The following is an 18053-nucleotide window of genomic DNA, read 5'->3' as shown; positions in this document are numbered from 1 at the left end:
TGGCACATGGGAGACACCAGGTTATTGTTCTGCGACTTTCGTCTTAGGCAGCCTTTCCCGGTTGCAAACTGCCTTTTTTAAATTTATCTGCAGCAAAATGATCCACTTGAATCGCATGCTGTCTGAGTTGATCTGCATTGTGCATCCTATCAACGTCTCCTTCTGTGACGATCCCCGCACTCAAGGCGATTTGTAATTTTTCTGTTAACGAAACCTTGCGCGGGATCTCACCTGCTCTGATGGCTTTGGCCAATTTTGTCTCAATTTCTTTGACCTCATGCATGGCAATAAACGCCCGTTCGATAATCCCCACCGGATCCGTCACTTTCTCACCGACATAACATAAGTGGGTTAAGCGATCGCGCTGCGCCCCCGGTGTCATTAATGCCTTAGCGACCTGTAAGGTCAGGGCATCATTAGGCGCGGCGTAATGCATACCCAGCGGGAACAACAGGCAACGTAACCCTCGTCCCACCCCTTTACGGGGGAAGTTGGCAAACACGGCATCGAACGCTTGTGCACAGTGGTGTAAGCAATGCTGCACTCCGTAATGCACCAAGGGAAGATCTTCCGCCTTTCGTCCTTCATCTTCATAACGTTTGAGTACCGCGGACGCCAAATACAAATGGCTAAGCACATCCCCCAAACGGGCCGAAATCATTTCATGGCGTTTCAATTCACCGCCCAACGTCAACATCGCCACATCCGCGGCCACAGCCAATGCCCGGCTCATACGGCCGAGCTGGCGGTAATGGGTCGCGGTTTCACCACTAACGGGTGAGCGATTGCCTCGCGAACGGGTAAAGGCATTGAAGAAAGATTTAGCACTGTTACCTACAGCAAAGCGCACATGCTTCACCAACAAGCGATCAAAGTCTTCCGCCCCTTTCTGGCTATCTGGATCACTGGCGGCCGCCATTTCTTGTAAGACATAAGGATGACAACGTGTCGCTCCCTGACCAAAGATCATCAGGTTACGAGTCAGGATATTCGCCCCTTCCACAGTAATGGCCACGGGCATCCCAAAATAATGGTGCCCCAAGTAGTTCATCGGCCCTAACTGAATAGCACGGCCAGCATGCACATCCATCGCGTCATTAAGCAGGCTGCGAGCAATCTCCGTCATGTGGTATTTCGTTATCGCGGTCACAATGCCTGGGGTTTCCCCCATATCGAGCGAAGTGGTGGTTAAGGTACGGGCAGCTTCAAGCAAATAGGTCATGCCCGCTAAGCGTCCAATGGGTTGCGCGACGCCTTCAAACTGGCCAATGGAAAGTCCAAACTGTTTACGTACCGTGGCATACGCACTGGTGGTGCGGGCTGACAAATGCCCGACCGCTGCCCCAAGCGCGGGCAATGAAATGCCTCGCCCTGCCGACAAGCATTCCACCAGCATACGCCAGCCCCGTCCCACATAGTCTTGCCCGCCAATCACCCAATCCATCGGGATAAAGACATCTTGGCCACGGGTCGGTCCATTCATAAAGGCCAAGTTCAGCGGATCATGGCGTTCGCCCAACTCGACCCCTTCGTGATCGGCTGGGATCAACGCACAAGTGATCCCCCGCTCTTCTTCATCACTGAGCAGGCCATCCGGATCAGACAGTTTAAACGCCAAGCCCAGCACGGTCGCCACCGGCGCAAGCGTGATATAGCGCTTATTCCAGCTAACGCGAATGCCTAACACCTCTTTACCTTGGTAGTCGCCGTAACACACGACGCCGCGATCAGGGATCCCGCCCGCATCGGAGCCCGCTTCTGGTCCGGTTAAGGCAAAACACGGGATGTCTTTACCTTGTGCCAAGCGGGGCAACCAATAATCTTTTTGCGCGTCAGTCCCGTAATGGGTTAACAACTCCCCTGGCCCAAGTGAATTAGGCACCATCACCGAAACCGCAGCACTCAAACTTTTTGTCGCTATGCGCGCCACGATGGTGGAATTAGCGTGTGCAGAAAAATTCAGCCCGCCGTATTCTTCACCGATAATCAGGGAGAAAAATTTCTCACGACGCAGAAAATCCCACACCGCTGGCGGCAGATCCTTGTCTTCCTGTACGATTTGGTGGTCGTCCAACATGTCCAGCAAGGTCACTAATTGATTATCAATAAAGGCTTGCTCCGACGCGCTTAGGGTCGGTTGTGGGTAGGTCAGCAACGTATTCCAATTGGGCGAACCGCTAAACAACTCACCATCCCACCACACACTGCCGGCTTCCATGGCTTCGCGTTCTGTCTCTGACAACGGCGGTAATACTTTCTTGAACAGCTTAAAGGCGGGATCACTGAGGTAGCGCTTTCTTAGGTCGATTAGCATACTCATAGTTCAGGTCCTTTCGTCACGACGATCGTTATGGGTGTGATGACTCGCAGGTGCTCGGGATTTTTTGGGGTTCCTTTTTCAGGCGAAAGCTGCGTTATCCCTCCTTTATTAAAGACAGCGGTGGATCGATGGGTGCCGCTACGCCTGCCGCCAAATACGGCACAAGACGGTCAACCAATTCTTCAGGTGTGACTTGCTGAGAAAAATCGTTATTGGCTATCTCACACAATGCGGTGGATGACGCCATGGTGAATACTGACGCGCCGAGGGTAAAATGCAGTCGCCAAAACAGCGTTTCTTGATCAAGAGAAGGGTTCGCTCGCCGAATGGCGGTCGTAAATTGTGCCAACACGCCGTCATAACGTGTGACGATAAACCAACGTAGATGCCCTTGCACATCCGTGTATCCACGCCCAATTAATGACATAAACGTGGTCGCGCCCTGCGGCCGAAAATCATTGAGCGCCAACAGTGGTTTTTTCAGGCAATGGAAGACGTCCTCCATGGTAAATTCATCCCGCGTCAACAACACCTTCAGCTCGGTTTGCAAGGCTGGCATAAAGGTGTCTAAATAGCGGCTCAGCACAGCTCTGACTAAGGTTTTTTTATCGCCATAATGATAATTCACCGAAGCCAAATTCACGCCGGCTTTACTGGTAATGGTTCTCAGCGAGGTATCATTGAATCCTTGTTCCGCAAACAGCCGTTCGGCAGCATCCAAGATCCGGGCTTTGGTTTCTCCCTTTCCAGCCATATTCAATCACCTGTATTAAACGGATGTTTAAACTTTACATTTAATCTACAAATTTAACAAGAAGGTTCTACACAAAGGGGCCTTACCAACCGTGAGGGTCTCCGCTCTTTTCTCAACGGGGTCTCATGACAATGCATTGAGAATGGCAGTCAGAAAAAAAGAATGAGAAAAATGAAAAAAAGTGGGAACAAAGGGAAAAAACGCGGGTCATAATTAATGCCACTGCTTTTTCTTAGAAGACATTCTTCGAAGCCCGTCCCCTTATGGAGATGGGTTTTCTTTATTTTGGCGTCGACTCCGCGGCGGTTATTCGATGTTTCTTTGATGTTTATCGAAGAGAGCGCATCGCGCAATCGACCCAATCCACAGCAAGCCCCTGTGACCTAGCAGAATAGACATTGAAAAAATCAGCTTAAAATCATTAACTTAAAAAAACATCTGCTTTTTTTGAACAATTTTCGGAACCAACGCTGATTTCACGGGTCATAACTAGTGACATTAAGATTAAAGATTTTTGATTTGTTCGCTGGCCGCCAACACGCCTTCTTCTCTTTAGTCCGCTGATGCCACTGCTGCTAAACTCCTAATTGTGTAAATAGAGCTTTGCCCACTGCTTGTCAGTGGGCTTTTTTTTGCCTGCGCTTTTACCCTCGCCACACTATCCCTTTTTAGAATGCACTGTTTCATAAAATGTCACCGGACACGACAGCCAACATCGCCTCTCCTTTTTTCTCGGTCAGGAACGACCAATGAAACGTGATATGACACGGAGATATGCAATCGGACTTATAGGTTAAGCGAGGATTCGCTTCTTTTACCTTTACCCTCCCTGACCGCCTATTTACTATTTACACAGTGATCAACTATCACGCGCATTAATGCTTTATCAGCATGATAAATAAAGTGAATTGTCATCTGCCATCGTTATATTTCCGTTGAGAGAAAGGGATTAAATGGAATATTCAAAAATCTATATGCTTTGTGTCGTTGCCGCCCTAGCCGGATGCTCAACGACGCCAAAAACACACATGACCCTTGCCGAGAAAGGCCAATATGTCGCCAATACTGACAATGCGACGGAAGGCAATAAATTGGGTGTCATTTCAAATATCGCGTTTATCGATGAATCCAATATCATCCCTGCGGTAAAAGGCACACGCTTTGGCATGAGTTATGATGTCACCGGTGAAGACACGCAAGTGGTCCACAAAATCACGTTCCCGCCGATGAAAGATCCTCAAACCGGCAACATGATTGACTCTGTGAGTTATAACCAAGCTATCACCACGGGCAACACGTTCTTTGGTTACTACATTTCAGAAGATTGGGAAGTGGTACCAGGGAAGTGGACATTCTCTATCATCCACGATGACGACGTTGTGTTGACAGAAGAATTTACGCTAGAAAAACCGGTTTATTAATCGGCCATTCCCCTAAGCCTCGCTGTCCCAAGCCTCGCTGATTAAGTGTAAATGAATAGGTTCGCACTACTTGCTTATTAAACGGCTCTATTTAGGGCCGTTTTTCTTTTCTTCACCACCAACAGATTCCCCCTCCCGCTCTTTCCTAACGCGCATTGAAAAAATAATTTTCAAAAAAATGCACATTGGCGTGAACTTTGTCGAAAAGCCTTGGTCATATTAATAACACTTCAATTTAAAGATGATTATGACACTGTCACTCTTCTTTAATTATTGATGCCACTGCTGCTAAACTCCTAATTGTATTTATTTTTCATCCCGCCGCGTTTGCTGCGGGATTTTTTTTGTTTGTACGCTTTCAATGCCTATATTTCCGGCACATAAGCCATCAATTCAGGGTGCGTCAGCGTCAAGCCCAATAACTCACACGTCGCCTGCGCATTGATCACTTTGCCCCCTCTGCGCTGCGCGGCTTCTTCTGTTTCCGGGATAAATTGTGGCAATGGCAAACCAGCCTGTGCAGCCATGTGGCAATAATACGTTTCACGCGAGGGATGATCAGGCGCGGCCAAATGCAACACCTGCCCACTCGGCCACTGCCGAATAATGTGCTCAATGGCCTGTATGCCGTCTTGTTGGTGGATGAGATTGACGCGATCGCCCCCTTGCAGGATGCCTTCTCGTCCAGACAAAAAGCGGACAGGATGACGACCGGGGCCGATCAATCCCGCCAAGCGTAACACCACGGCATTCTCTCCCCACTGTTGCAACACCTGCTGTTCCACCTGAGCATGCGCATGGCCAGATGCCGTCTCAGGCTGCACGGGGGTCGATTCAACCACCGTACCGGTTCGCCCGCCGTACACCGCCGTTGTACTAATAAAGATGACCCGCTGCGTTTCGTATTGACGTGCCGCCGCGAGAAGTTGCCCCATATTGTCCAACCACGCTGGAACAGCCCCAGCTTTACGCCCCGGTGGCACATTGATCACCAACACATCGGTGGTAAAGATATCAGCAAGGCGTGACGACGCCGCCACACCAAGCGGTAACTGCAACGTAACGCCATGCACGCCAATCGCGGCCAATGCCTCGGCGTCTTCCTGCCGTTGTCGACTGCCCCACACTTCGGCCCCTAATGCCGCTAATTGCGCCGCCAACGGCGCTCCCAGCCAGCCACAACCACAAATACTGACTTTCGTATTATTCCATATATCCATCTGTCCTCCCCGTTATAGCCAATCAATAAAATGGCGGTAAATAACCACGGTATTTTTTTCAACCTGTAAATTAATTCCCTACAACTGAAAATAAACAACAAAATAAAGCCAATATCGCGCACATATCGGTCGTTTTGCATAATTTTCATTTCAATTCTGAAAGGAAAAACTCGATCTTTGTCAAACTATAATAAAAAGACAACGTAATACCCGTCGATTTGCTAGGAGCAAATCCCTGAAAAGTAGTATAGTTTCATCAAAATGGTGCGATAAGAACAACGTAGCCAATAATGAAATTCAGTAACGAGCGGTAACCGCCATGAATACCCTAGAGAAAATTCAAAAGAACCTTGATAATTTCAGCAAATCAGAGCGTAAAGTGGCTGAGGTCATTCTTGCATCACCTCAAACCGCGATTCACTCCAGCATTGCAACTCTGGCGAAAATGGCTGACGTCAGTGAGCCTACCGTCAATCGCTTCTGCCGTCGACTCGATACCAAAGGGTTTCCTGACTTTAAACTGCATTTGGCACAAAGCCTGGCCAACGGTACACCCTATGTGAACCGTAATGTGGAAGAAGACGATGGCCCTGATGCCTATACGTCAAAAATCTTCGAATCAACGATGGCGTGTTTAGATGTTGCCAAAAACAGCTTAGATCCGATGCAGGTTAACCGTGCGGTGGATCTGTTGACTCAAGCCAAGAAGATTTCTTTCTTTGGTTTGGGGGCGTCAGCATCTGTCGCGCACGATGCGCAAAACAAATTTTTCCGCTTTAACATTCCGATTGTCTGCTTTGATGACATCGTGATGCAGCGTATGAGTGTGATTAACTGTTCTGACGGTGATGTGGTTGTGATGATCTCGCACACGGGTCGCACGAAGAGCTTAGTCGAAGTCGCGCGTATGGCCCGAGAAAACGGTGCGACGGTGATTGGCATTACCGCCAAAGACTCGCCGCTGGATCGTGAATGTTCACTGTCTATTTGCTTAGATGTGCCGGAAGACACCGACATCTACATGCCAATGGCCAGTCGCGTGGTACAAATGACCGTGATTGACGTACTGGCAACCGGTTTTACCCTGCGTCGAGGCGCCGGCTTTCGCGAAAACCTTAAACGGGTGAAAGAGTCCCTCAAGGATTCGCGCTTCACCAAAGAAGGCATTTTATAAAAGAAGAGGCACGACGCAGGTCGTGCTTTTTTTATGCCGCTACACTTGTCATATCACACCGTACAACCGTCGGTATTACCCCTGTTTTCCGTCTCTGAGAAAAAGGCTTTATGGTGGTGTGAAAAATCATTTATCAATGGCCGTTTGAGGATGTTTTTTCTTACATTTTGTTGATAAAGAACAGCATCTTCTGGCACGTTAGTGTAGTACTATTTCTTGCACATCAATGAAAGTGATGATCATACTGCAATCGTTTTCATTGCACATAATGATACAAATGGAGCTTACAATGTCTGAAAGGCTAAGACGTACTAAAATCGTGACAACTCTGGGTCCTGCAACTGACCGTGATAATAACCTAGAAAAAATTATCGCAGCAGGCGCTAACGTTGTTCGCATGAACTTCTCCCACGGTAGCCCAGAAGATCACATTCAACGTACTAAGACTGTTCGTGAAATTGCAGCCAAACTGGGTAAGCACGTTGCTATCCTAGGCGATCTGCAAGGTCCTAAGATCCGCGTATCAACCTTCAAAGACAACAAAATCCAACTGGCTATCGGTGATGTATTCACCCTTGATAGCGACCTGCCAAAAGGCGAAGGTAATCAGCAAGCCGTTGGCCTAGACTACAAAGAACTGCCAAAAGACGTTGAAGCTGACGATATCCTGCTATTGGATGACGGTCGTGTTCAGTTAAAAGTCACGTCTGTTGAAGGCAACAAAGTTCACACTGTTGTGACTGTGGGTGGCCCACTGTCAAACAACAAAGGCATCAACAAAAAAGGTGGCGGCCTGTCTGCAGAAGCACTGACTGACAAAGACAAAGCTGACATCATTACTGCTGCACAAATGGGCGTAGATTACCTGGCGGTGTCTTTCCCACGTAACGGCGAAGACATGAAGTATGCACGTCGCCTAGCAGTAGAAGCCGGTCTTGAAGCGAAGCTGGTAGCAAAAGTAGAGCGCGCTGAAGCCGTTGCGACTACAGAAGCCATGGACGATATCATCATGGCCTCTGACGCTGTGATGGTTGCCCGTGGTGACTTGGGTGTTGAAATCGGCGATCCAGAGCTGGTTGGCGTACAGAAGAAACTGATCCGCCGCGCACGTAGCCTAAACCGTACTGTGATCACTGCGACCCAGATGATGGAGTCAATGATCACCAGCCCTATGCCAACACGTGCAGAAGTGATGGATGTGGCGAACGCCGTACTGGATGGTACCGATGCGGTAATGCTTTCTGCGGAAACGGCAGCCGGTGACTTCCCTGTTGAAACCGTGACGGCAATGGCAAGCGTATGTATGGGTGCTGAAAAAGAGCCTAGCATCAACGTGTCAAACCACCGTTTGGCGCGTACGTTTGAATCGCCAGAAGAAACCATTGCTATGTCTACCATGTATGCCGCTAACCACATGGAAGGCGTTAAAGCGATGGTAGCAATGACTGAATCTGGCCGTACGCCAATGATGATGTCTCGCATCTCTTCAGGCTTGCCAATCTTCGCGATGTCTCGTAATGAAAATACCCTAAACCGCGCGGCATTGTACCGTGGTGTAACACCGGTATTCTTCAACCGTGACAGCGATGCGGGTCTTGATGCTGCGAAGCATGCACTTAGCGTTCTAAAAGACCACGGTTTGCTAAACACTGGCGATCTTGTGATCATCACCCAAGGTGATGAGATGGACAAGATTGGTTCAACCAACAACATGCGTATTCTGACTGTAGAATAATCTGTTGCTGCGTTGATATACGCAAAACAAAAAAAGCGTGAACGCCCTCGTGGCTTTCACGCTTTTCTTTTATGTAGCGAATGGTTGAACAGATTCTGACGCTCTCGCGGATCCACTCGCGGCCAATACACTTCTCGCGACCAATACACTCAGGGATCCAATACACTTAGGGATAGGTTTTATCAACCCTGACGCCGTCATCAAAATACAAAATACGCACGTCATCACCGCGTGAAAAACGCATCGTGTTATCCACATCTTGGATCACATCAATCAAGCGGCCATCATCCACCTTGATCAGTATTTCAACCAACTGATAATCGACCACATGCTGGGTAGGTTGACGTTCATGAGCAATGCCCGCACCGGCAATCACCCCCACTGCGGTCGCGACTTCCCGACCAGAGCCATCCCCAAATTGATTACCAACTAAACCGCCAATTACCCCACCTAATAAGGTTTCCCACCCATTGCGTTGTGAGGTGACAACGTCTTGATAGCTGATATAGCGCACACTGTCGACCTGGCCAAACACTACGTCATTCACGGCACGTGCCTGATTACGGTTATAGGGCGCGGCCGATATCACCAACGGCCAAATTAGCAATAACAATAACGCTTTTCTCATCATATAATCCCCTTATACCCCGTTGCGTTACCCGTGGCATTGTTCAACAACCTGTATGTAATTATGGCAATCTATCTTCCTGAGCTCGATCCGGTCAACACCGATTTTCCCGCCCCTGAAACCGCACTGGCAGAACCGAATGGCCTGCTCGCCTTTGGTGGCGACTTGCGCCCTGCCCGTTTACTGTCGGCGTATCGCCAAGGTATTTTCCCGTGGTTCACCGAAGGGGAACCTGTGCTGTGGTGGAGTCCGGCCCCTCGGGCGGTGTTTTTGCCGGCACACTACCGGCCGAGCAAAAGCCTGCGTAAGTTTTACCGCAAATCAGGGTATACCATCACAGTGAACCGCGCTTGCAAAAGCGTGATCCAATTATGCGCCGACACGCGGGGGAAAGACGAAACCTGGATCACACCAGATATGATCCTTGCCTACCAGCACATGCATGACCTCGGTTATTGCCATTCCGTTGAAGTGTGGCAGCAGGGTGAGCTCGTTGGGGGCTTATATGGGATCAGCATGGGGGGCGTGTTCTGTGGTGAGTCGATGTTTTCAATTGCGGATAACGCTTCTAAAATTGCATTGTGGTCTTTTTGTCAGCATTTCTCCGCGCACGGTGGGCACCTTATCGATTGCCAGATGATGAACGATCACCTTGCGTCACTGGGTGCCGTGGAAATGGATCGCCCACACTTTACACAGGCGCTTCACCAGCTAAGCGATCTCTCGCTCGACGTGAACTGCTATCAACCTCAGGAGCTAACCCCGGTACTTTCATGAATCCTTTCAACCAGATTTCATTACGGATCGGGCTCACCCCTGAATCTGACTGTAACTACCTGCCAGGGGAAACCGAACAACTGGGCGTGGTGATGGATCATCACTGGTTCACACCCGAAGGCTATAATGTATTAATTGCGTCGGGGTATCGTCGCAGCGGCAGTGCCATTTATCGACCTATGTGTACACAATGCCAAGCCTGCACACCATTGCGGGTTGACTGCCAAACCTTTACGCCGAGCAAAAGTCAGAAGCGTCAGCTCAATCAGATGAAGCAATTGCGTTGGGCGTTCAAACCCACGTTGGATGACGGATGGTTTTCGCTGTATGAACGCTACATCCGCCAACGCCATAGCAACGGTTCAATGTATCCGGCAAACAAAGAGCAATTCTTTGAGTTTTGCACCGCCCCTTGGATGCATACCCAATTTTTACATGTGTATGATGGCGACACACTGATCGCGGTGGCAGTGACCGATGTGTTTGATGATGCACTCAGTGCGATGTACAGCTTCTTTGATCCGGACTCCCCACTGTCGTTGGGGACACTGTGCATGCTTTACCAAATCCAATACTGCCAACAGACCGGCCGTGATTGGTTGTATCCGGGCTACCAAATTGATGCCTGTCCGGCGATGAATTACAAAATACGCTTCAAACCCCACCAAAAGCTACGGGATAACAGCTGGCAAGCGAGCGACTGAAGCCACAGAATAAGAAAACACCACACCCATTTTTTCTTTCTTGGGCGACGCAAAACCCCGTATTTTAAAGTAACTGAGATATAGAGCTGCTATTTTCACCGGTAACTGCTTGCAAATTAGATAAAATGCGTTTTAATGCACTACAGTAGCTGACAAAGTACCACGGCAAGGGTAAAATTGCGGTCTGAACTTTACACTCAAACAGATTCAAGGCATTATCCAGCCCGATCAAGACGAATGGCTGGTAGCCTATAGAGGATTCAATGGCAAAAGAAGACGTAATTGAAATGCAAGGTACTGTACTTGATACACTACCTAACACAATGTTCCGCGTAGAGCTAGAAAACGGTCACGTTGTTACCGCTCACATCTCTGGCAAAATGCGTAAAAACTACATCCGTATTCTTACTGGTGACAAGGTAACTGTGGAACTGACTCCATACGACCTAACCAAAGGCCGCATCGTCTTCCGCGCCCGTTAATCTTACGCAAAGATTACAGAATACAAATAAAACCCGGCGCTTGCCGGGTTTTATTTTTCCGCCCTCCGCCCCCTCCTCGGCTTCGCTTTTATCATGCTCCCTCCACGGTTAACACCCGCATTTTTACTTGTTATTTCTCCCGCCAATCATACTTTTTTCGTTTGTTTTTCAATCGCTTCATGCCTCTCGTTTCTCTCCATACTTCACCTCAAAATTGACAAAGTTGTCATCAAAAAATCTCATTGAATCAAGCAGATTATTTTATTTGCCTCACAGGGGTTTCGGTTGTCTAATCGCACAGCACCCAGCTGACGTGGTAAGACCATGCAACCGAGGTGTAGACGGGTTCAGCCTTGAGCCTCATCTTTCTTCATACCGTGAAATCTGTCTGCAGCACGGCCGTGTAGGAATGACAATGAAACCTCTCGCAATCCATGATGCACTGGTGCAACTTAGCCTAGTGACCGTTTGCGACACCACAGCCAATATCCACCCCAAAGACATTACGCTAACGGCATTGAGTCCCCTTGCCCGTCGCAAGAAAAGGATGTCGCTAAGGCGGACCAAAAGGGCCCGTTAGCCAATCAACCCTTGGCCGAATCGGTTTCACGCAGCGTGCGGAGCGCGTAACGTTCAATCATCACACCCCCTCCGCACGCTTGATGAGTATTATCAACTTGGTGCTCGCAGTCTTCACGGCTGGGCTTTGCTACGGCTGTACTTAACACCGCTGCCAGCACCCAATCACTGATCGAGGAAAATACATGAGTGATTGGTCTATCAATGATGCACGTGACGTTTACAACACCCCTTACTGGGGTCAGGGCTATTTCGACATTAACTCACAAGGTGAAGTCGTTGTTAAACCTGATAATGTCAATCCGAACCATACGATTCCCCTCTCTCAATTGGCCGACGAGCTGATTGCCAAAGGGGCATCATTACCTGTATTAGTTCGTTTCCCTGATATTTTGCATCATCGGGTGGACAGCCTGTGCTCGACCTTTAATCAGGCGATTGAGCACTATGGCTACCAAGGTGAATACCTCGCGGTTTATCCAATTAAAGTCAACCAGCAAGAAGCGGTTGTCAGTGAGATCCTTGCCAGTCAATATGCCAAGCAACAACGCCAGTTGGGCTTAGAAGCCGGCAGTAAGCCTGAGCTGATGGCGGTATTGGCTATGGCACAACAAGCCAGTTCCGTGATCGTCTGTAACGGCTATAAAGACCGTGAATACATCCGTTTAGCCCTGATCGGCGAAAAGCTCGGCCACGAAGTGTACATCGTGCTTGAGAAGCTCTCTGAACTGCAGACCGTCATGGAAGAAGCCAACGCGCTGGGCGTACGCCCTCGTCTGGGTTTACGTGCGCGTTTATCGTCACAAGGTAAAGGCAAGTGGCAAGCCAGTGGCGGTGAAAAATCCAAATTTGGTCTCTCTGCGGCACAGGTACTGACGGTGCTCAATCAACTACGCGATCAGAACATGCTTGATTGCCTGCAGTTGCTGCACTTCCACTTGGGTTCGCAAATCGCCAACATCCGTGACGTGCGTAATGGCGTCGGCGAAGCGAGCCGTGTGTATGCCGAATTGAACAAGCTGGGCGCAAATATCACCACGGTTGATGTGGGTGGCGGTTTGGCGGTGGACTATGAAGGTACCCGTAGCCAGAGCAGTTGCTCGATGAACTACAGCCTGCGTGAATACGCGAACAACGTGGTGTATACCTTGGGGGATGTGTGTAAAGAGTATGACATTCATATGCCACGCATTATCTCTGAATCCGGCCGTAACCTGACCGCACACCACGCCGTGTTGATCACCGATGTGGTCGGGGTAGAAAGCTATCAGGGCGAGTCCGTGTATCCGCCAGAAGAAAGTGCGCCGCAGATCCTGCATAACATGTGGCACTCTTGGCAGGACCTGAAAGCCCTGACCGATCACCGTTCATTGGTTGAAATTTACCATGATAACCAGAGTGATCTGTCTGAAGTGCACACTCAATTTGCCATGGGGATGCTGAACTTCACGGAACGTGCATGGGCTGAGCAAATCAGTCTGCGTCTGTGCTATGAATTGGAAAAACGCCTTTCAACGAAGAACCGTGCTCACCGTCCTTTGCTGGATGAAATGCACGAGCGTTTAGCCGACAAGTTCTTCGTGAACTTCTCGCTGTTCCAATCACTGCCTGATGCATGGGGCATTGAGCAAGTGTTCCCGGTCCTGCCGTTGAGCAACTTGGACAAAGCACCTGAACGCCGCGCGGTGATCCTGGATATCACCTGTGACTCCGATGGCGCCATTGACCAGTATGTTGAAGGCCAAGGTATTGAGAGCACCCTTGCGGTGCCAGCATGGACCGATGAAGCCCCTTACCGTCTTGGTTTCTTCATGGTCGGTGCCTACCAAGAAGTGTTGGGCAATATGCACAACCTGTTTGGGGATACCGATACCGCGACCGTTCGCAGCAAGCCAGATGGCAGCTACCACATTGAACAAGTGGAGCGCGGTGACAGCGTGGGTGATGTGTTGCGTTACATGCATCTTGATTCAGAGTCATTCCTTCGCCAATACGAGATCATGGTGAAACAACACCTGCCAGAAAGCGAACACGCTGACATTCTGGCGGAGCTTGCAGAAGGACTACAAGGCTATACTTACTTGGAAGATATCCAAGGCAGTCGCTAATTCATTAGAAGATTTATCCCCCTCGCTCACGCCTGCGTGGGCGGGGTATGAACACGATTTTTGGGAGCTTTATCATGGCAACACTGGCTAACTACCCGGATTATTCACTGTACGCCAATGCGTTCGGTTTTTTGCGTCAGCCGCTTGAGTTTAACCCACACGCGTCTGACGCGGATGTGATCATCACAGGCGTACCGTTTGATATGGCCACGACGGGCCGCTCTGGCAGCCGCATGGGCCCGGGGGCTATCCGTCAGATTTCCACCAACCTGGCTTGGGAAGGCAAACGCTGGCCGTGGTCGTTCTCACTGGCAGACAAAATCACCATGGCAGACTGTGGCGATTTGGTGTTTGACTGTGGCGATGCGGGTCAAATGTGTGAGCGTCTGGAACAACACGCCACCAGCCTGCTTGCACAGGGCAAAACCTTGCTGACATTTGGCGGTGACCACTTCGTGACCCTGCCGTTGCTGCGTGCGCACGCCAAGCAGTTCGGTGAGATGGCACTGATCCACTTCGATGCCCACACCGATACCTATGACATGGGCAGCCAGTACGATCACGGCACCATGTTCTACCATGCGCCGAAAGAAGGCCTGATCGATCCAAAACACTCGGTGCAGATCGGTATTCGTACCGACTACGACAACACGCTGGGTTTCAATGTGATTGATGCCGGTACGGCCAATGATTGGTCTGTTGAGCAAATCGTTGAAAACATCAAGCAGACGGTGGGCGATCGTCCGGTTTACCTGACGTTTGATATCGACTGTTTGGATCCGGCGTTTGCTCCGGGTACAGGCACACCCGTGTGTGGTGGCCTAACGTCAGACAAGGCACTGAAAATCATCCGTGGTTTGCAGGGCATTAACCTGATCGGTATGGATGTGGTGGAAGTGGCGCCGGCTTACGACCACGCAGATATGACCGCATTGGCTGCCGCGACCATCGCGACCGACCTGCTTCACCTGTGGGCGAGCCAGCGTTAATTGCTTTTCCTGCGCCAGTCATGATTGGCAGGCGTGACTGCAAGCCATTCGCTATGTTCAGATAAAAAATAACCGCCTTTCGGCGGTTATTTATTGTCTATCGAACACGGTTCGACCTGTCGCGCTCAACACGCTTAATGTGCAGGTTCCATTTCACTGCTGAATTGGAAATCCAATTCGTCATTGACGAGATCGACACGTACCGAACCGCCATTCACGAGGCAACCAAACAACAGTTCATTGGCCATCGGTTTCTTCAAGTTATCTTGAATCACACGTGCCATTGGACGGGCCCCCATCGCCTTGTCATAGCCTTTATCAGCCATCCATTCACGGGCAGCAGACGACACTTCCATCGACACGCCACGTGCATCCAACTGGGCTTGCAACTCGACAATGAATTTATCAACAACCAGAGAAATCACCTCTTTCTCTAGGTGGTTGAACCAAATAATGCCATCAAGACGGTTACGGAACTCAGGCGCAAACACACGCTTGATTTCGCCCATCGCATCCAAGCTGTGATCCTGCTGGATCAGGCCGATCGACTTACGAACGGTTTCCGTCACACCGGCATTGGTGGTCATCACCAAAATCACGTTACGGAAATCAGCTTTACGGCCATTGTTGTCTGTCAGTGTCCCGTTATCCATCACCTGCAGTAACAGGTTAAAGACATCCGGGTGCGCTTTTTCGATTTCATCAAGCAGTACCACTGAGTGTGGATTCTTGATCACGGCATCGGTCAGCAAACCACCCTGATCGTACCCCACGTAACCTGGAGGTGCACCGATCAAACGGCTGACAGTGTGACGCTCCATGTATTCCGACATATCAAAGCGTAACAGCTCAATGCCCAACGTACGTGCTAGCTGCACGGTCACTTCCGTTTTACCTACCCCTGTCGGGCCAGCAAACAAGAAAGAACCCACAGGTTTGTTATCCGCCCCCAAGCCTGCACGGCTCAGTTTGATTGCTTCTGTCAGCACATCAATCGCCGGATCTTGACCAAACACCAACATCTTCAGTTTGCTATCGAGCTTCTGCAACACATCACGGTCACTCGATGACACAGACTTCTCAGGAATACGTGCCATCTTGGCAATCATTGCTTCGATGTCGCTCACGTTCACGGTTTTCTTACGACGACTGGCTGGTGCAAGACGACAACGCGCGCCCGCTTCATCAATCACATCAATCGCCTTATCGGGCAAGTGACGCTCATTGATGTACTTGGCAGAAAGCTCCACCGCCGCACGGATCGCTTTGTTTGTGAAACGGACCTCGTGGTGCGCTTCATACTTCGGCTTCAGACCCATCAAAATCTTGGTGGTGTCATCAAGCGATGGTTCAACCACGTCGATTTTCTGGAAACGGCGAGACAATGCACGCTCTTTCTCAAAGATGTTGCTGTACTCTTGGTAGGTGGTTGAGCCCATGCAACGCAATTTCCCGTTGCTCAGTAGCGGCTTGATCAAATTCGCCGCATCCACCTGACCGCCAGAAGCGGCCCCCGCACCAATGATGGTGTGGATTTCATCAATGAACAAAATCGCGTGATCTTCTTTTTCCAGCTGCTTCAAAATGGTTTTGAAACGCTTCTCAAAATCACCACGGTATTTCGTCCCAGCCAAGAGTGAACCGATATCCAACGAGTAAATCACACAGTCCTGGATCACTTCCGGCACTTGGCCTTCAACAATTCGCCATGCCAAGCCTTCAGCAATCGCGGTTTTACCCACGCCTGCTTCACCGACCAACAACGGGTTGTTCTTACGACGACGACACAATACCTGCACCGTGCGCTCAAGTTCGCTATCGCGGCCAATCAGTGGGTCAACCCCGCCAGCACGCGCTAACTGGTTCAGGTTTGTCGCAAAATTTTCCAGCTTATCTTCGCTGTTTTGCTCTGCACGCGGTTCTTCACCGCCCACATCTGGACCATTCAAATCGTCATTGTCGCTGTCTTTCACTGTGCCGTGGGAAATGAAATTCACCACATCCAAACGGCTAATGTCGCTTTTCTTCAGCAGGTACGCCGCATGCGACTCTTGCTCACTGAAAATGGCCACAAGCACATTGGCGCCAGTGACTTCACTGCGACCGGATGATTGCACATGGAAAACGGCACGTTGTAATACACGCTGGAAGCTGAGTGTAGGCTGGGTTTCTCTGCTTTCATCATCGACAGGGATCAGTGGCGTAGTCTGCTCAATGAATGAGTCAAGCTCTTTACGCAACGTCTCTAAATCGGCTCGACAAGCCAATAAGGCTTCTTGAGCTGCCGCGTTTTCTAGCAGCGCCAACAGCAAATGTTCAACCGTCATAAACTCATGGCGCTTTTCTCTTGCCCGTGCGAATGCACCGTTCAAGCTAGCTTCAAGTTCTTTATTTAGCATAAGGCACCTCCCCTAAATACCACTCAATATGGCGTGCCGAAAAAAGCCTAGGCCTTTTCCATCGTACACAACAGCGGATGTTCATGCTCTCGCGCATGCATCATCACCTGGGCCACTTTGGTTTCGGCTACTTCAGCAGTGAAGGTTCCACAAACCGCTTTCCCTTCATAATGCACAGCCAGCATTAACTGTGTTGATTTCTCCAAATCCATGGAGAAGAACTTCTGTAACACTTCTATCACAAAATCCATCGGCGTGTAATCGTCATTGTTGAGGATAACTTTATACATCGATGGCGGTTTTACTTGGATCGCCTCTTCTTCCATCACATCGGAATCAGGAATGATCCATTCATATAACTTACTCATAACCTTAACTTACCAGTACAGTAGGAATAGTCCACCAATAAACAAACACTTAACGAAAGTTTGTTATTTACTAACGAACCTAGTCACAGTTTTCCTACTTCTCTATTCAGACTAATGCACTCATTGTATTCCAGCAAATCAGAGATGACTATGACCTAGCCAGCAATCCGCGCTGATACTAGATGTATCTGCTAATAAAATATGCACACATAACACAATCCATGAATGAAACGGCTAACTCACTCTACTCACCACGTAAACCTGCTGTGACACCCTTTTTCCGTCTTATACATAAAATTCTTTCTAGCAATAGCATTTTATGAAAATGTTATAATATGCACTTGACTGTCTATCTCATTTTACTACAGTGTAACCAGTAGACGGTGTTAACTGCA

Annotated in this window: 15 protein-coding genes; 9 read left to right on the top strand and 6 right to left on the bottom strand. The window is 49.4% G+C overall.

Annotated features, from left to right (window positions below):
• Positions 1–43 precede the first annotated feature (43 nt).
• Together ACSF8W_RS05060 and psrA are read right to left on the bottom strand one after the other, a co-directional pair.
• Positions 44–2320 (bottom strand): acyl-CoA dehydrogenase, encoded by a 2277-nt coding sequence (locus ACSF8W_RS05060; protein ID WP_500845608.1) that lies wholly within the window; start codon positions 2318–2320, stop codon positions 44–46.
• 94 nt (positions 2321–2414) lie between these two features.
• Entirely contained in the window at positions 2415–3074 is a 660-nt protein-coding gene (gene psrA, locus ACSF8W_RS05055; RefSeq protein ID WP_500845606.1) for a TetR family transcriptional repressor PsrA, read from the bottom strand.
• Between the two features lie 953 nt (positions 3075–4027).
• On the opposite strand from psrA, the gene ACSF8W_RS05050 reads away from it, so the two are divergent.
• Positions 4028–4495, top strand: coding sequence for a DUF3859 domain-containing protein (locus ACSF8W_RS05050; RefSeq protein ID WP_500845604.1), 468 nt, complete (start codon positions 4028–4030; stop codon positions 4493–4495).
• A 365-nt stretch (positions 4496–4860) separates the two neighbouring features.
• On the opposite strand, the gene ACSF8W_RS05045 is transcribed toward ACSF8W_RS05050, so the two are convergent.
• Positions 4861–5715, bottom strand: a complete 855-nt coding sequence (locus tag ACSF8W_RS05045; RefSeq protein ID WP_500845602.1) for an NAD-dependent epimerase/dehydratase family protein — start codon at positions 5713–5715, stop codon at positions 4861–4863.
• A gap of 319 nt (positions 5716–6034) precedes the next feature.
• Here ACSF8W_RS05045 and ACSF8W_RS05040 point away from each other — a divergent pair, with 319 nt between their 5' ends.
• Both ACSF8W_RS05040 and pyk read left to right on the top strand, forming a co-directional pair.
• Positions 6035–6889, top strand: a complete 855-nt coding sequence (locus ACSF8W_RS05040; protein ID WP_047874222.1) for a MurR/RpiR family transcriptional regulator — start codon at positions 6035–6037, stop codon at positions 6887–6889.
• Between the two features lie 289 nt (positions 6890–7178).
• Positions 7179–8624 carry a pyruvate kinase gene (pyk, locus tag ACSF8W_RS05035; protein ID WP_500845600.1) on the top strand — a complete coding sequence of 482 codons (1446 nt, stop codon included), beginning with the start codon at positions 7179–7181 and terminating at the stop codon, positions 8622–8624.
• 166 nt (positions 8625–8790) lie between these two features.
• Here the strand turns inward: pyk and ACSF8W_RS05030 are convergent, their stop codons facing one another.
• Entirely contained in the window at positions 8791–9252 is a 462-nt protein-coding gene (locus tag ACSF8W_RS05030) for an outer membrane lipoprotein (RefSeq protein WP_500845926.1), read from the bottom strand.
• Between the two features lie 63 nt (positions 9253–9315).
• Between ACSF8W_RS05030 and aat the strand changes: the two genes are divergently transcribed.
• From aat to speB, 6 genes are all read left to right on the top strand, one after another.
• Complete coding sequence (gene aat / locus ACSF8W_RS05025; RefSeq protein ID WP_500845599.1) at positions 9316–10029, top strand: leucyl/phenylalanyl-tRNA--protein transferase; 714 nt, start codon at positions 9316–9318, stop codon at positions 10027–10029.
• Complete coding sequence (locus ACSF8W_RS05020; protein ID WP_500845597.1) at positions 10026–10733, top strand: arginyltransferase; 708 nt, start codon at positions 10026–10028, stop codon at positions 10731–10733. Before aat ends, ACSF8W_RS05020 begins: the two co-directional genes overlap by 4 nt.
• 263 nt (positions 10734–10996) lie before the next feature.
• Positions 10997–11215, top strand: coding sequence for a translation initiation factor IF-1 (gene infA, locus ACSF8W_RS05015; RefSeq protein WP_005298441.1), 219 nt, complete (start codon positions 10997–10999; stop codon positions 11213–11215).
• A 415-nt stretch (positions 11216–11630) separates the two neighbouring features.
• Positions 11631–11795: a hypothetical protein gene (locus tag ACSF8W_RS05010; RefSeq protein ID WP_500845591.1), complete on the top strand. Its 165-nt coding sequence runs from the start codon at positions 11631–11633 to the stop codon at positions 11793–11795.
• Positions 11796–11979: 184 nt separating this feature from the next.
• Positions 11980–13902 (top strand): biosynthetic arginine decarboxylase, encoded by a 1923-nt coding sequence (speA, locus tag ACSF8W_RS05005; protein WP_500845589.1) that lies wholly within the window; start codon positions 11980–11982, stop codon positions 13900–13902.
• Positions 13903–13976: 74 nt separating this feature from the next.
• Positions 13977–14891: an agmatinase gene (gene speB, locus ACSF8W_RS05000; RefSeq protein WP_500845588.1), complete on the top strand. Its 915-nt coding sequence runs from the start codon at positions 13977–13979 to the stop codon at positions 14889–14891.
• A 134-nt stretch (positions 14892–15025) separates the two neighbouring features.
• On the opposite strand, the gene clpA is transcribed toward speB, so the two are convergent.
• Together clpA and clpS are read right to left on the bottom strand one after the other, a co-directional pair.
• Positions 15026–17290 carry an ATP-dependent Clp protease ATP-binding subunit ClpA gene (gene clpA / locus ACSF8W_RS04995; protein WP_500845586.1) on the bottom strand — a complete coding sequence of 755 codons (2265 nt, stop codon included), beginning with the start codon at positions 17288–17290 and terminating at the stop codon, positions 15026–15028.
• 47 nt (positions 17291–17337) lie between these two features.
• Positions 17338–17658 carry an ATP-dependent Clp protease adapter ClpS gene (gene clpS / locus ACSF8W_RS04990; protein ID WP_428476848.1) on the bottom strand — a complete coding sequence of 107 codons (321 nt, stop codon included), beginning with the start codon at positions 17656–17658 and terminating at the stop codon, positions 17338–17340.
• Positions 17659–18053: the final 395 nt, after the last annotated feature.

It is taken from the genome of Photobacterium sp. 270122K (assembly GCF_059941365.1).
This window is presented reverse-complemented; position numbering and strand designations above follow the sequence as displayed.